This window comes from Rhizobium sp. BE258, assembly GCF_031457345.1.
Lineage (GTDB): Bacteria > Pseudomonadota > Alphaproteobacteria > Rhizobiales > Rhizobiaceae > Rhizobium.
This window is the reverse complement of the sequence record NZ_JAVDWL010000008.1, coordinates 165,043-178,946: the sequence shown is the minus strand read 5'-3', so window position 1 is coordinate 178,946 and position 13,904 is coordinate 165,043. Positions and strand designations below refer to the sequence as shown.

Below are 13,904 nucleotides of genomic sequence, written 5' to 3'. Positions count from 1 at the left end.
GCTATCCAATTAGCGCGCTTATGTCATTCCAGGTGGCAAAAACCATAAGCGAAAGCACCATAGCCAGGCCGATGCGAAATGCAATTTCCTGAGCCGAGGACCCCAAAGGTTTTCCCCTCACCGCTTCAATCGCATAGAACATCAGATGCCCGCCATCAAGTACCGGTACAGGCATCAGGTTAAGCAATCCAATAGAGACGGACAATACTGCTGCGAGTTGCAGCAAAGCAGCAACGCCGAGCGTCGCCATCTGGCCGGAGGCCTGAGCGACGCGGATCGGGCCGCCCAGCTGATCGGGCTTCATGTATCCGGCGAACAGGTTGCCAATATACTTGAACGTACCGGTGACGATATGCCAGGTCTGGATCGTACCCTCTTTCAGGGCTGCGACCGGAGTATAGGTCTGGACGCGGAAATGGCCGACTTCCTGATTGGTGACGATACCGATCAGGCCGATCTCGATCTTGTTGCCGAACTGGTCGGTCATGTCGGTACGCTTCGGCACCATCGGCAGGTCCAGCTTTTCGCCATTGCGCTCGATGCTGACGACGATCTTCTGCTCCGGACGGATGCTGACATAGCGGCGCACGTCATCAAAGGTCTCGACCTTGCCGCCATCGATGGCGATCAATAGGTCGCCCGGCAATATACCAGCTTCAGCAGCCGCACTTTCGGGCTTGACCTCGGCAACGACCGGATCGGCGACCGAGCGGCCGTAGATCGAAAACAGTACGGTAAAGATGGCGATCGCGAGGATGAAATTGGCGATCGGACCCGCCGCCACGGTCGCGGCCCGTTTCCAGAGCTTGGCGCCTGCGAAAGACCGCGCCCTGTCCTCTTCGGACATGGCATTCAGAACGCTGGTATCAGGCTTGCTCGATGCATCCTCGTCGCCGAAGAACCGCACGTAACCGCCGAGCGGAATGGCGGAGATCTTCCAGCGCGTGCCGTGGCGGTCGCTGAATCCGATGATCTCAGGGCCGAAGCCGACAGAAAAAGCCAGGATGCGGATGCCGCTCCAGCGGCCGACGAGATAGTGCCCCATCTCGTGCACGAAAACGAGCAGCGAGAGAACGAGGACGAAGGGGATGATATACCCCGTCAGGAAGCCGAATATTCCGGTCAAGCCTTCCATAAGTTTCTTCCGCCGCCTTTCCGCGAATTCAAAGTCCGAACAACGCCGCGCCAAGCGGCGCTGCTGTGCCGCCTCTTATCAATGAAAAACACGTCGCAAGCAAGAAAGCCGCAAAGCAGGCGAAAATCAGGCCATCGACGCGGTCCATGACGCCGCCATGTCCCGGAATGAGACGGCTGGAATCCTTGACGCCGAAGCGGCGCTTGATGAAGGATTCGAAGAGATCTCCGGCCTGGCTGCAGATCGACAGGATGAACGCGACCGCAGCGGCAACCAGCCAATCGGCCTCAGGCACCAGGAAATAGGCAATCAGGCTGCCAGCGATCACAGCAGAGACCGCGCCGCCCATCGCGCCCGACTGGGTCTTTCCGGGAGAAATCTTCGGTGCCAGCTTCGGCCCGCCGGTTGCGCGGCCAACGAAATAGGCGAGGATATCGGTCGCCCAGACCACGGCAAACAGGAAAAGCATGGCATGCAGGCCGCCTGTATCGGCGCCACGGATCTCAGCCAGCGCAATGCCCGTCAACCCGGCATAGACGACGCCTGCCGGAAACCAGCGGCTGACGCCACGCAGCAGCGTGAAGCCGATGGCGACGATGAAAACTGCCAGGAGAAGTCCGAGGGCCCAATCGAAGCGGCCAAGGAGGATTGCGAGGGCGATCGCACCCTGCCCGGCCCAGCCTGCGGCATTGGCAATCGGCTGCTCGGCGCTAAGGCGGGTGATTGTCGACCATTCATAGTAGATCAGCAGCCCGATCATCGCCGACAACGCCTGGAACGCCAATCCACCGTACCAGGTCGCCGCAAGCACGATGATGGCGAGGATGATGCCCGAGATGATGCGAAGCTTCAGTTCCTGCTGCATCAAGTACCCACTGCCGCGGCTTGCGACGACAGTCCACCGAAGCGGCGGTCGCGGGCGGCGTATTTCTCGAGCGCCGAATAGAACAGCTCGCGTCCGAAATCCGGCCAGTATTCCGGCACGAAAATCAGCTCGGAATAGGCGGCTTGCCAGAGCAGAAAGTTGGACAGCCGCTCTTCGCCGCTGGTGCGGATGATCAGGTCAGGGTCGGGAATCCCCGCCGTATCGAGCCGGGCGTTGATCAGCGCTGGCGTAATGTCCTGCGTCCGCAGACGGCCGGCCTCAACGTCCTTGGCAAGGCTGACCATGGCTCTCGCCATCTCGTCGCGCGAGCCGTAGTTGAAAGCGATGACCAGCGTCAGTGCAGTATTGTTGCTGGTCGTCTCTTCGGCTTCGAGCAGCAGGTCGAGAATGTCGCTGCGCAACGTGTGGCGGTCGCCGATGATGCGGATGCGGACATTCTCCGAGTGAAGCTCGGCGAGATCGCGACGGATGAAGGCCTTGAGAAGGCCCATCAAGTCGGAAACCTCGGCCTCAGGCCGGCGCCAGTTTTCGGACGAAAATGCAAAAAGGGTCAGATACTTGATGCCAGCGTCACCGGCAGCGCGGACGGTCGCACGGACCGCCTCCACGCCCTTGCGGTGCCCCATGGCGCGCGGCAAGCCGCGTTGCTTGGCCCAACGGCCGTTGCCATCCATGATGATGGCAACATGTTCTGGCATGCTCACGAATGCTGGTTCCGACATTTCCCGTCCGGTCTCTTGGGGCGCAGGCGAAAGCCTAGACCTGCATGATTTCCTTTTCCTTCTCGGCAAGCAAGCGATCGATTTCGGAAATCGTCTCATCCGTCATCTTCTGCACACGATCGGATTGCGCCCGGCTTTCATCCTGGCCAATGACACCGTCCTTTTCGGCTTTCTTAAGGCCGTCCATGCCGTCGCGGCGAACATGGCGAATCGCCACCTTGCTCTTTTCGGCATAGTCGTGAGCAACCTTGACCAGCGACTTGCGGCGCTCTTCGTTGAGCTCAGGCAGCGGAATGCGGAGATTCTGGCCGTCGACGATCGGGTTGAGACCGAGGTTCGATTCGCGGATCGCGCGATCGGTGGCGCCGACCATCGACTTGTCCCAGACGGAGACCGACAGCATGCGCGGCTCGGGAACGGTGATGTTGGCCACCTGGTTCAGGGGCATGCGCGAACCATAGGCTTCGACAGTGACCGGATCCAGAATGTTGGCCGAGGCACGGCCGGTGCGCAGCGATGCGATATCGCTCTTGAATGAGGAAACTGCGCCATCCATGCGGCGCTTGATTTCCTTGATGTCGATGCCTTCGCTCATAGTCATGCTCCCGTCTCAGTCGGAATCGCGCCGTGTCTGCGGCGCCGTCTTTGTCAGTTGTCGGACACGATGGTCTTGAGACCACCGCCCGTCAAGATTTCAGCGAAACCGCCCTTCTCGTGGATCGAGAAGACGATAATCGGAATGGAATTTTCGCGGGCGAGCGCGACGGCTGCCACGTCCATAACCGCAAGGCCCTTGTCGAGCACTTCCTTGTGGGTCAGGCGGTCAAAGCGCGTCGCATCGGGGACCTTCTTCGGATCAGCCGAATAGATGCCGTCAACCTGCGTGCCCTTGAAGATCGCTTCTGCGCCCATTTCGGCGGCGCGCAGTGCTGCAGCCGAATCGGTGGTGAAGAAGGGATTGCCAGTACCGCCGGCGAAAATCACCACGCGGCCAAGCGACAGGTGATAGAGCGTCGCGCGCTGGGAGAAGCTTTCACAGATCTCCGGCATTGCGATAGCCGACAGCACCACGGTGTCGATATTCAGCTTGCGTAGCGAGGTTGCCAGCGCCAGCGCGTTGATGACGGTTGCGAGCATCCCCATGTGGTCGCCGGTCACCCGGTCGCCGCCCTTGGAGGCTACGGCAACGCCACGGAAAATATTGCCGCCGCCGACGACGACGCCGACCTCAACGCCCATATGGCGGGCTTCCGCGATATCGGAAGCAATGCGGTCCGCGACCGCTACGTCGATGCCAAAACCCTGGCTGCCCATGAGGGCTTCGCCGGAAGCCTTGAGTAGAACGCGTTTGTAGACAGGCTCTCGCGACATCTTGGCTCCTCGTTTATCACCGCTGACTGCCGGATACACGAAGGGCATCGCGTTGTCACGCGATGCCCTTGCGTTTTCACATGTAAGAGAGGCTATCAGCCCTTGGCGACAGCGGCGACTTCGGCAGCGAAGTCGCTCTCTTCCTTTTCGACGCCTTCACCGAGCAGGAGACGTGCCATGCCGACGACTTCGATCTTGGCGCCAGCTTCCTTTTCGGCAGCCTGGACAGCAGCACCGACCGTCAGGTCAGGGTTGATGACGAAAGCCTGCGAGAGAAGAGCGACTTCTTCGAAGAACTTGCGCATGCGGCCTTCGACCATCTTTTCGATGATCGCTTCCGGCTTGCCGGATTCGCGGGCCTGTTCGATGAAGACGTTGCGTTCGCGCTCGGCGACAGCGGCATCGACTTCTTCAGAGCGGATGGCGAGCGGGTTGGTCGCAGCGATGTGCATGGCAACCTGGCGGCCGATCGACGTCAGGACAGCCTTGTCGCCTTCCGACTTCAGCGCGACGAGAACGCCGAGCTTGCCGATGCCGTCGCCGGCAGCGTTGTGGATGTAGGTCGCGACAACGCCGTGCTCGACTTCGAGCTTGGCAGAGCGGCGCAGCGTCATGTTCTCGCCGATGGTGGCGATCGCGTCCTTGATGGTGTCGATAACCGGCTTGCCGGATGCCGGGTAGGTCGCAGCCGCGATGGCTTCAACCGTGCCGTCGGTCGCAAGCGCAACGCTGGCGATACCGCGAACGAGGTCCTGGAAGGCGTCGTTACGGGCAACGAAGTCGGTTTCCGAGTTGAGCTCGACGACAACGGCCTTGTGGCCAGCGCCGGCGATGGCGATCAGGCCTTCAGCAGCAGCGCGGCCAGCCTTCTTGTCAGCCTTGGAGATGCCCTTGGCGCGGAGCCAGTCGATCGATGCTTCGATGTCGCCGTTGTTTTCGAGCAGCGCCTTCTTGCAGTCCATCATGCCTGCGCCAGACTTTTCGCGCAGTTCCTTCACCAGTGCAGCCGTAATCTCGGTCATAAGCTTCCTCTTTGTCGGTTCAACGGTGGCCCGCGAAACGCGTGCGGCACCGGATTGAGGCACGAAATGTACCTGTATGTATGACAGCGTGATGAATGACGCGCCATAACGAAACATGTCAGGCAATGGCGGATGCCTTCGCCTGAAAAGGTCAAGGCCGCCGGAACTTCGCAAAGTCTCGCGCGGCCTTTTCCCAATTCAGTCAAGCAAAGCGGACCGCAAGATCCGCCGCTTGTTTATCAGGCCTGAGCCGTCTCATCGAGCGCCGGCTCGGCCGGAGCTTCGAAGGAAGCGCCGAGGTCACGGCCAGAGGAGCTCTGCTGACGCGCAATGCCGTCGAGGGCAGCGCGAGCAATCAGGTCGCAGTAGAGAGCGATGGCGCGCGACGCGTCGTCGTTACCCGGGATCGGGTAGTCGATGAGGTCCGGATCGCAGTTCGAGTCGATGATGGCGACGACCGGGATGCCGAGGCGCTTGGCTTCGTCGATCGCGATCTTTTCCTTGTTGGTGTCGATGATGAACATCAGGTCCGGCGTGCCGCCCATGTCCTTGATACCACCGAGGGCCTTGTCGAGCTTTTCGCGCTCGCGCTCAAGGTTCAGACGTTCCTTCTTGGTGAAGCCGGAGGCGTCGCTGGAAAGGATTTCGTCGAGCTTGCGCAGGCGCTGGATCGAGTTGGAGATCGTCTTCCAGTTGGTCATCATGCCGCCGAGCCAACGCGAGTTGACGTAGTACTGAGCGGAACGCTTGGCCGAGTCAGCGATGAGCTCGGAAGCCTGGCGCTTGGTACCGACGAACAGAACGCGGCCACCACGGGCAACCGTGTCGCTGACGATCTGCAGAGCGCGCGACAGCATCGGAACGGTCTGAGCCAGGTCGATGATGTGGATGTTGTTACGATCGCCGAAAATGTACGGCTTCATCTTCGGGTTCCAGCGGTGCGTCTGGTGGCCGAAGTGGACGCCTGCTTCGAGGAGCTGGCGCATAGAGAAATCGGGCAATGCCATGCCTTGTTATCCTTTTCCGGTTGAACCTCCGCAAGGCGAACAGCATCCTCTTCGAGAATGCCACCGGGCGGAACAATCCGGATTTCTCCCGGACAGTCCTATGCCTTACGTGTGGAATGCGGGTGCCCTTACAGTCGATTCACCTCGATTGCAAGGGTTTCTCCGAAAAAACCGACGCCCGGAGATCTGAGCGCCGGGCCTTACCGGCATCAGTTGGGCTCTGCGGGGCACGGCCAATCTGTGGGAGCCTTCAGCCCCGAGGGCAGCTTCGTGGTCGCGTCGCCGCATGCGAGATCGATCTGCGCCTGTTCCAACCCGGTCGCAGTCGAAAGATCGACGCCTTCGATGCGCGTCAGATACATGAAGGCGCGGTCGAAACTGACCTTTCCGCCAAGCGTCGCGCCAACCAGATTGGCGCGCGACAGGTTTGCCAGCGCGAACTTGGATTCGCTGAGCGTCGCCTTCGCGAAGTTGGTGCGGCCAAGCTCGGCCTTCTCGAAGCTGGCGCCTGACAACTGTGCACCGGTGAAATCGGCACGCTGCAACTCGGCCGCGGCGAAGGATGCCTTCTGCGCCGATGCGCTCTGGAAGACCGAGCGATAGGCTTCGATCTTGTCGAATTTCGCACCGTCGGCCTTGGCATTCTCGAGCCAGGCGCGGATCAGGGTCGCCTTTTCGAAATTGGCTGATGTCAGGTTGGCACCCTTGAGGCTCGTTTGCGACAGGTCGGCATCGGCCAGGTTGGCGCCTTCGAAGTCGCTCGATTCGAGCATAAGGTTCTTCTTGTTGCAATTGCTCCAATCAACGCCGGACGCTGGCGTCTCGCCGCAATCGGCAGCAAATGCCGGCATGGCTGCGCAGAAGGCTGCGAGCGCAATGACCGAAGAAGCAAGCATTTTCACTGGCATGCGGGTCATGCCATCCTCCCCCGGAAAAAGACCTGCCGCGTTGAAGCGGCTATCAGCTACTTACAGGTCTCGGGCTTCTTGTCGAGCATTTCCAGCTTCGCGAGCTTGCCGGTCAGGACGAAATCACCGTAGTCCATGGTGAGATCGCGGGTAATGCCGTTCTCGTAGAGCTTGAACGACATCCGGTAGACAGGCAAGGCGTCCGTCTTGCTGTTCTCGTTGAAGTAGGAAATCGTCACCGGCCAGAAAGCCTGCTTGGCGAAGGCGCCGGCATTGCCGGCATCGGCCTCGTCGCCCGCCTTGGGGCTGATCTGCTTGCCGACGACGGTCGTCGTCGCCAGCGCCTTGTCGCCATCATCGGAACCGTCGAAGACGCGGGCCTCAAAGAAGCGTTTGCCAGACTTGGCGTTCTCGATCACGTCGAGCATGTGTTCCGTAGGGAAGCGGCTTTCGGCCAGCTGCAATTCCTTCGTCTGCGGACTCGTCAGGTCGACGGTCACGCCATTCGGCTTGTCGCTGGCCGCGCCGTTGACTTCCTTGTCCAACTGGTCGTCGGTGAAGGACTTTGTCTCGAAGGTGAATTTTCGGTCCTTGATATTCTCGAAGGTCTTGGTCTGCTGGTCGCTGACCCGGGTGTTCTCACCCGTATCGATCTGCGTCACGAAACGGAAATTCGTGGTGAAGCCTTCGCAGTAGCTACCGTTGAATTCATAGACCATTCGGCCGGACATGCCGGCGATGCCTGAACGTTCGGATGCGTCCTTGAGTTCGAGATCGTAGATCGCGCGATGCGCCACGAGGCCCGACGCGATCGCAGCGCCCGCCGCGGGCGCGGCGGCTAGGGCCGGTGCGGAAACGCTTGCGAGAAGCAGAGCGGCAAGACTCGATCGGAACATCCATTATCTCCTGTTGGACTCGGCCGCGATGTTATAAGAACGCTTTCGGCCAAATCGAGGCTGGAAGCTGTCATACGCAACATTCTAGTCTTGATGCATAATTTTTGAAGCATTGACAATGAAAGTGGAGGCGAAAATGTCCGACCAGATTGCCGCAAAACTCAAGGAAATGGGGATAACCCTGCCGCAAGCTGCTGCTCCGGCTGCCAATTATGTTCCCTATGTGATCAGCGGCGGCCTTCTCTACATTTCCGGCCAGCTCCCCATGGAAGGCGGCAAGGTCGCCGTCACCGGCCATCTCGGCAAGAATGTCGACGTCGCAGCCGGCCAGCGCGCCGCTGAGCTTTGCGCCATCAACATCCTGGCGCAGGCCAGTGCCGCACTCGGCGGCGACCTCAGCCGTATCAAGCGCGTCATCAAGCTCAACGGCTTTGTCGCGTCGGCGCCTGAATTCGTCGAGCAGCACCTCGTCATCAACGGCGCTTCCAACCTGATCGCCAACGTTCTCGGTGACGCCGGCAAGCATGCCCGCGCTGCCGTCGGCATGGCCGCGCTGCCATTCAACGCCGCCGTCGAAATCGATGCCATCTTGGAAATCGCATAACATGACCTCCGCCGACTGGATCAAGGAACTGCCTGTCGCGCATCGCGGCTATCACGATACCAACAAGCTCGTCTGGGAAAACACGCTGACGGCGTTTTCGCGCGCCGTCGAGGCGGGCTTCGCCATCGAGTGCGATCTGCACTATGCCTCCGACGGCGTTCCGATCGTTTTCCACGACGAGAACCTCGAGCGCCTCTGCAACATGCCGGGCGATATCCGCGAGCGGACCTCCAAGGAGCTCGGCCTGCTCTCCGTCGGCGGCACCGCCGACAAGATCCCGACGCTGAAGCAACTGCTCGATCTCGTTGAGGGCAAGGTTCCGCTGGTGCTCGAGCTCAAGGGCCGTGAAGCCGATGACGAAGGCTTTGCCGAAACCGTGCTCGAAGTGCTGGAAGGCTACCAGGGCAAGGTTGCGCTGATGAGCTTCGACCACTGGCTGCTGCGCGACCTGAAGGAACTGAAGGCGCCCTACCCCGTCGGCCTGACGGCTGGCGGCAACAAGCCGGAGGAATTCGAGGTTCATGAAAAGGCGATGGAGCTCGGCCTCGACTTCATCTCCTATTTCTTCGCCGATCTGCCGAACCCGTTCATCTCCGGCCAGCGCGACAAGGGTATCCCTGTGATCACCTGGACCGTGCGCGACGAGAAGGCCCGCAAGCATACATTCGAAAATGCCGATCAAATGACTTTTGAAGGCTTTGATCCCCGCGCTTCGGTTTGATGCTCGCTTTTTGGACAAGATCATGCGCAGACTGGAAGAGAGCCACTTTCCTCCCCCAACGGCCTCGTCTTTTGCTCCATGACTGATGAACTATCGATCCGCGTCGAGCGGTCCTTTACCGCGATTTCCCCGGAGAGCTGGTCACGGCTTTCCGGGACATCGAAAACGGCAAACGCCGTCCCCTACAATCCATTTCTGTCTCACGCCTTTCTCTCCTCGCTTGAGGAATCGGGCTCTGCAACAGCAGAGACCGGATGGCTCGGCCATCACCTGCTTCTAGAGACGGAAAAGGGCGAGCTGATCGGCGCCCTGCCCGGCTATCTCAAGAACCATAGCCAGGGCGAATATGTCTTCGACCATGGCTGGGCGGATGCCTTCGAGCGCGCCGGCGGGCACTATTATCCGAAGCTGCAATGCTCGATCCCGTTCACGCCGGCGACCGGCCCGCGGCTGCTGGTTGCCGAAGGATTCGAGCGGCGGCCGGTCCAGAGCGTCATTGCCGAGAGCCTGAAGGAAGTCGTGCGTCAACTCGGCGTCTCCTCGGCGCATGTCACCTTCGTGCCCGAGGATGAGATCTCAGTCTTCGAGACCGACGGCTATCTGCATCGGACCGACCAGCAGTTCCACTTCATCAATGAAGGCTATGCCGATCACGACGCCTTCCTGGAAACGCTGGCGTCACGCAAGCGCAAGGCACTGAAGAAGGAGCGCCGCGCCGCGCTCGAGAACGGCATCAGCATCGACTGGCTGACCGGCAGCGACCTGACCGAACGGATCTGGGACCAGTTCTTTTCCTTCTATATGGATACCGGCAGCCGCAAGTGGGGCCGGCCCTATCTGACCCGTGAATTCTATTCGCTGATCGGCCAGCGGATGCCCGACGATATCCTGCTTGTCATGGCCAAGCGCGAGGGGCGCTATGTGGCGGGCGCTATCAACTTCATCGGCGGCGACACACTCTACGGCCGCCACTGGGGATGCATCGAGGATCACCCCTATCTGCATTTCGAGGTCTGCTATCATCAGGCGATCGATTTCGCCCTCGCCAAGGGCCTGAAGCGCGTCGAGGCCGGAGCGCAGGGCGAGCACAAGCTCGCCAGAGGTTACCTGCCGGTGACAACGCATTCCGCCCATTATGTCGCCCACGCCGGTCTGCGCCGGGCGATCGCCGATTATCTCAAGCGCGAGCGTGAGGATGTCGAGCACATGAACGAAATCCTCACCGACCACAGCCCGTTCCGCAAGGGAGAGCGGCAGCAGGAGGATTGACGCACTCGCCGTCACCGCGCTACCCGATTGCAAACACGAGGAGATTTCACCATGACCAGCGCCGCCTATGACGACAACAACATCTTCGCCAAGATCCTGCGCGGCGAAATCCCTTCGCACCGGGTGTATGAAGACGACCATACGGTTGCCTTCATGGATGTGATGCCGCAGGCCCCGGGCCACGTCCTCGTTGTTCCCAAAGCCCCGTCCCGCAACATTCTCGATGCCGATCCGGCCGCCCTGTCGCAGGCGATCGCCGTCGTCCAGAAGATCGCCAATGCGGTTCAGGATGCCTTCGATGCCGACGGCGTCTTCGTCTGCCAGTTCAACGAACCGGCCGCGGGACAGACCGTCTTCCACCTGCACTTCCACGTCATCCCGCGCCACGAAGGCGTGGCGCTGAAGCCGCATTCTGGCACGATGGAAGACGGTGCGGTGCTGGCTGCGAATGCCGAGAAGATCAGAGCCGAACTCGCCTGAGCCGCGGCAGAACCTGGAGATAAAGATGATCCGTCATACGGTGGCATTCCGCCTGAAGCATCCAGCCGGCTCGCCAGAGGAAAAGGCTTTCCTCACCGAAGCACTGTCGCTTGCGGCCATTCCGAGCGTGCGCAATTTCGAGCAACTGCGGCAGACCAGCGGCAAGAATGCCTTCACCTTCGGCTTCTCGATGGAATTCGAGAACCAGGCCGGCTACGACGCCTACAATATCCACCCGGCGCATACCGCTTTCGTGCGCGACCGCTGGGTTCCGGAGGTCGAGGACTTTCTGGAGATCGACTACGCGCCGCTCTGAAACACGCACCAGCAGACACAAAAAAGGCCGCATCACTGCGGCCTTTTTCAATTCACCATGCGGTGACGATCAGCTCTTGCGCGGAACCTTCGGAACCGTGCTGCTCTTCTTCGGCGCCGCCTTCACTTCCGGCTCGGCTTGCGCCTTGGCCTTCTTGACCGTCGCCTTCTTCGGCTTGGTCTTCAGCTCGCCATCATCCTCGCCATCGGCGTCCGGATGGATGACCTCAGCCTCTGGCTTCGGCTTGATCGGTGCCAGTTCCGAAACGGAATTGAGCACGATGCCGGGCTTGCCGTCTTCCTTCGGACCGACGGTCACGGAAACCACGCCGCCCTTCTTCAGCTTGCCGAAGAGGATTTCGTTCGCTAGCGGCTTCTTGATGACGTCCTGGATGACGCGAGCCAGCGGGCGGGCGCCCATCTTCTCGTCATAACCCCGTTCCGCCAGCCAAGCGATCGCATCCTCGTGCAGGTCGAAGGTCACATTGCGTTCGGAAAGCTGCGCTTCCAGCTGCATGATGAACTTCTGGACGACCTTGTGGATGACAGCCGTCGGCAGCGATGCGAACGGAATGATCGCATCCAGACGGTTGCGGAACTCCGGTGTGAAGAGGCGGTTCAGCGCTTCCTCGTCTTCGCCCGACCGCTTGGACGAGCCGAAGCCGAAGGCAGCCTTTGCCATTTCAGATGCGCCCGCATTGGTCGTCATGATCAGGATGACGTTGCGGAAGTCGATCTTCTTGCCGTTGTGGTCGGTCAGCGTACCGTGGTCCATGACCTGCAACAGGATGTTGTAGATGTCAGGGTGCGCCTTCTCGATTTCGTCGAGAAGAACCACGCAATGCGGATGCTGGTCGACGCCGTCGGTCAGAAGACCGCCCTGGTCGAAGCCGACATAGCCGGGAGGTGCACCGAGCAGACGCGAGACCGTGTGCCGCTCCATGTATTCGGACATGTCGAAGCGCAGCATCTCGACGCCGAGCGACGATGCAAGCTGCTTGGCAACCTCGGTCTTGCCGACGCCTGTCGGGCCGGAGAAGACGTAGGAGCCGATCGGCTTGTTCGGTTCGCGCAGGCCGGCACGCGCCAGCTTGATCGCGGTCGACAGGGCTTCGATCGCCGTATCCTGGCCGTAGACCACCGAGCGCAATTCCTGCTCAAGATTAGCAAGAACGGCTTCGTCATCCTTCGACACCGTCTTCGGCGGAATGCGGGCCATCGTGGCGATCGTCGCTTCGATCTCCTTTTCGGTGATCAGCTTGCGGCGGCGCGACGGCGGCAGCAGCATCTGCGCTGCACCCGTCTCGTCGATGACGTCGATCGCCTTGTCCGGCAGCTTGCGGTCCGAAATGTAACGGGCCGACAGCTCGACAGCCGACTTGATGGCGTCGTTCGAATAACGCAGGTGGTGATATTCTTCGAAATAAGGCTTCAGGCCCTTCATGATTTCGATCGCATCGTCGATCGACGGCTCATTGACGTCGATCTTCTGGAAGCGGCGGACCAGAGCCCGGTCCTTTTCGAAGAACTGGCGATATTCCTTGTAGGTGGTCGAACCGATGCAACGGATCGCACCGGACGACAGAGCAGGCTTCAGCAGGTTCGACGCATCCATGGCGCCGCCCGAAGTGGCGCCCGCACCGATCACGGTGTGGATTTCGTCGATGAACAGCACGGCGCCCGGATATTCCTCGAGCTCCTTGACGACCTGCTTCAGACGCTCTTCGAAGTCGCCGCGATAGCGGGTGCCTGCGAGCAGCGTGCCCATATCGAGCGAGAAGATCGTCGCGTCAGCCAGCGCTTCCGGAACCTTGCCTTCGACGATGCGCTTGGCGAGACCTTCGGCGATCGCCGTCTTGCCGACGCCGGGATCACCCACATAAAGCGGGTTGTTCTTCGAACGGCGGCACAGAACCTGGATCGTGCGGCTGACTTCGGCATGACGGCCGATCAGCGGATCGATCTTGCCGGTCTTGGCCTTCTCGTTGAGATTGACGCAATAGGCCTTCAGCGCATCCTGCTGCTTCTTGCCTGCGGTATCGTCCTCTGCGCCGCCGCGCGATGCGCTCGGTTTGCTCTCGGATTCATCCTCGGCACCGCGCGGGGTGCGGCTTTCCGACGAGCCCGGCCGCTTGCCGATGCCGTGCGAGATGTAGTTGACCGCGTCGTAGCGGGTCATCTCCTGCTCCTGCAGGAAATAGGCGGCGTGGCTTTCGCGTTCGGCAAAGATCGCGACGAGGACGTTTGCCCCCGTCACTTCTTCGCGGCCCGACGACTGGACATGGATCACGGCACGCTGGATGACGCGCTGGAAGCCGGATGTCGGCTTGGAGTCCTCGTCATAGCCAGTGACCAGATTGGAGAGTTCATTGTCGATATACTCGATCAGTGTCTTGCGGAGCGCGTCGAGATCGACGTTGCAGGCACCCATGACCGCGGCCGCATCGGAGTCGTCGACAAGGGCGAGCAGCAGATGCTCGAGCGTCGCATATTCGTGATGCCGCTCGTTGGCAAAGGTCAGTGCCTGATGGAGCGCCTTTTCTAAGCTAGGCGAAAATGTTGGCACGT

General features: G+C 60.5%; 15 protein-coding genes. 5 read left to right on the top strand and 10 right to left on the bottom strand.

Annotated elements, in window-relative coordinates:
• Nucleotide 1 precedes the first annotated feature (1 nt).
• The 9 genes from rseP to J2X43_RS25675 all read right to left on the bottom strand — a co-directional run bounded on the left by rseP (nt 2) and on the right by J2X43_RS25675 (nt 7,947).
• Nucleotides 2–1,135, bottom strand: a complete 1,134-nt coding sequence (rseP, locus tag J2X43_RS25715) for an RIP metalloprotease RseP (RefSeq protein WP_310299115.1) — start codon at nt 1,133–1,135, stop codon at nt 2–4.
• Between the two features lie 28 nt (nt 1,136–1,163).
• Nucleotides 1,164–2,000: a phosphatidate cytidylyltransferase gene (locus J2X43_RS25710; RefSeq protein WP_310299108.1), complete on the bottom strand. Its 837-nt coding sequence runs from the start codon at nt 1,998–2,000 to the stop codon at nt 1,164–1,166.
• Nucleotides 2,000–2,743: an isoprenyl transferase gene (locus J2X43_RS25705; protein WP_112388108.1), complete on the bottom strand. Its 744-nt coding sequence runs from the start codon at nt 2,741–2,743 to the stop codon at nt 2,000–2,002. The genes J2X43_RS25710 and J2X43_RS25705 overlap by 1 nt, the downstream gene beginning before the upstream one ends.
• Nucleotides 2,744–2,777: 34 nt before the next feature.
• The gene (gene frr, locus J2X43_RS25700) at nt 2,778–3,338 is read right to left on the bottom strand and encodes a ribosome recycling factor (RefSeq protein ID WP_112388107.1); all 561 of its coding nucleotides are present in this window, start codon (nt 3,336–3,338) and stop codon (nt 2,778–2,780) included.
• 53 nt (nt 3,339–3,391) lie between these two features.
• On the bottom strand, nt 3,392–4,114 hold the full coding sequence (gene pyrH, locus J2X43_RS25695; RefSeq protein WP_112388174.1) for a UMP kinase: 723 nt from the start codon (nt 4,112–4,114) through the stop codon (nt 3,392–3,394).
• Nucleotides 4,115–4,209: 95 nt separating this feature from the next.
• Nucleotides 4,210–5,136 carry a translation elongation factor Ts gene (tsf, locus tag J2X43_RS25690; protein ID WP_112388106.1) on the bottom strand — a complete coding sequence of 309 codons (927 nt, stop codon included), beginning with the start codon at nt 5,134–5,136 and terminating at the stop codon, nt 4,210–4,212.
• A gap of 239 nt (nt 5,137–5,375) precedes the next feature.
• Nucleotides 5,376–6,143 (bottom strand): 30S ribosomal protein S2, encoded by a 768-nt coding sequence (rpsB, locus tag J2X43_RS25685; protein WP_112388105.1) that lies wholly within the window; start codon nt 6,141–6,143, stop codon nt 5,376–5,378.
• A gap of 209 nt (nt 6,144–6,352) precedes the next feature.
• On the bottom strand, nt 6,353–7,060 hold the full coding sequence (locus tag J2X43_RS25680; RefSeq protein WP_405049645.1) for a pentapeptide repeat-containing protein: 708 nt from the start codon (nt 7,058–7,060) through the stop codon (nt 6,353–6,355).
• Between the two features lie 47 nt (nt 7,061–7,107).
• Nucleotides 7,108–7,947, bottom strand: coding sequence for a cell envelope integrity EipB family protein (locus J2X43_RS25675; protein WP_310299102.1), 840 nt, complete (start codon nt 7,945–7,947; stop codon nt 7,108–7,110).
• Nucleotides 7,948–8,083: 136 nt separating this feature from the next.
• Between J2X43_RS25675 and J2X43_RS25670 the strand changes: the two genes are divergently transcribed.
• From J2X43_RS25670 to J2X43_RS25650, 5 genes are all read left to right on the top strand, one after another.
• Entirely contained in the window at nt 8,084–8,551 is a 468-nt protein-coding gene (locus J2X43_RS25670) for a RidA family protein (RefSeq protein ID WP_310299097.1), read from the top strand.
• Between the two features lies 1 nt (nt 8,552).
• Nucleotides 8,553–9,272, top strand: a complete 720-nt coding sequence (locus tag J2X43_RS25665) for a glycerophosphodiester phosphodiesterase (RefSeq protein WP_310299094.1) — start codon at nt 8,553–8,555, stop codon at nt 9,270–9,272.
• Nucleotides 9,273–9,350: 78 nt separating this feature from the next.
• Nucleotides 9,351–10,541 carry a GNAT family N-acetyltransferase gene (locus J2X43_RS25660; RefSeq protein ID WP_310299091.1) on the top strand — a complete coding sequence of 397 codons (1,191 nt, stop codon included), beginning with the start codon at nt 9,351–9,353 and terminating at the stop codon, nt 10,539–10,541.
• 51 nt (nt 10,542–10,592) lie between these two features.
• Nucleotides 10,593–11,021: an HIT family protein gene (locus J2X43_RS25655; RefSeq protein ID WP_310299088.1), complete on the top strand. Its 429-nt coding sequence runs from the start codon at nt 10,593–10,595 to the stop codon at nt 11,019–11,021.
• Between the two features lie 25 nt (nt 11,022–11,046).
• Nucleotides 11,047–11,337 carry a Dabb family protein gene (locus J2X43_RS25650; protein ID WP_310299085.1) on the top strand — a complete coding sequence of 97 codons (291 nt, stop codon included), beginning with the start codon at nt 11,047–11,049 and terminating at the stop codon, nt 11,335–11,337.
• Nucleotides 11,338–11,406: 69 nt separating this feature from the next.
• On the opposite strand, the gene clpA is transcribed toward J2X43_RS25650, so the two are convergent.
• The gene (gene clpA, locus J2X43_RS25645) at nt 11,407–13,902 is read right to left on the bottom strand and encodes an ATP-dependent Clp protease ATP-binding subunit ClpA (RefSeq protein WP_112388098.1); all 2,496 of its coding nucleotides are present in this window, start codon (nt 13,900–13,902) and stop codon (nt 11,407–11,409) included.
• Nucleotides 13,903–13,904 lie beyond the last annotated feature (2 nt).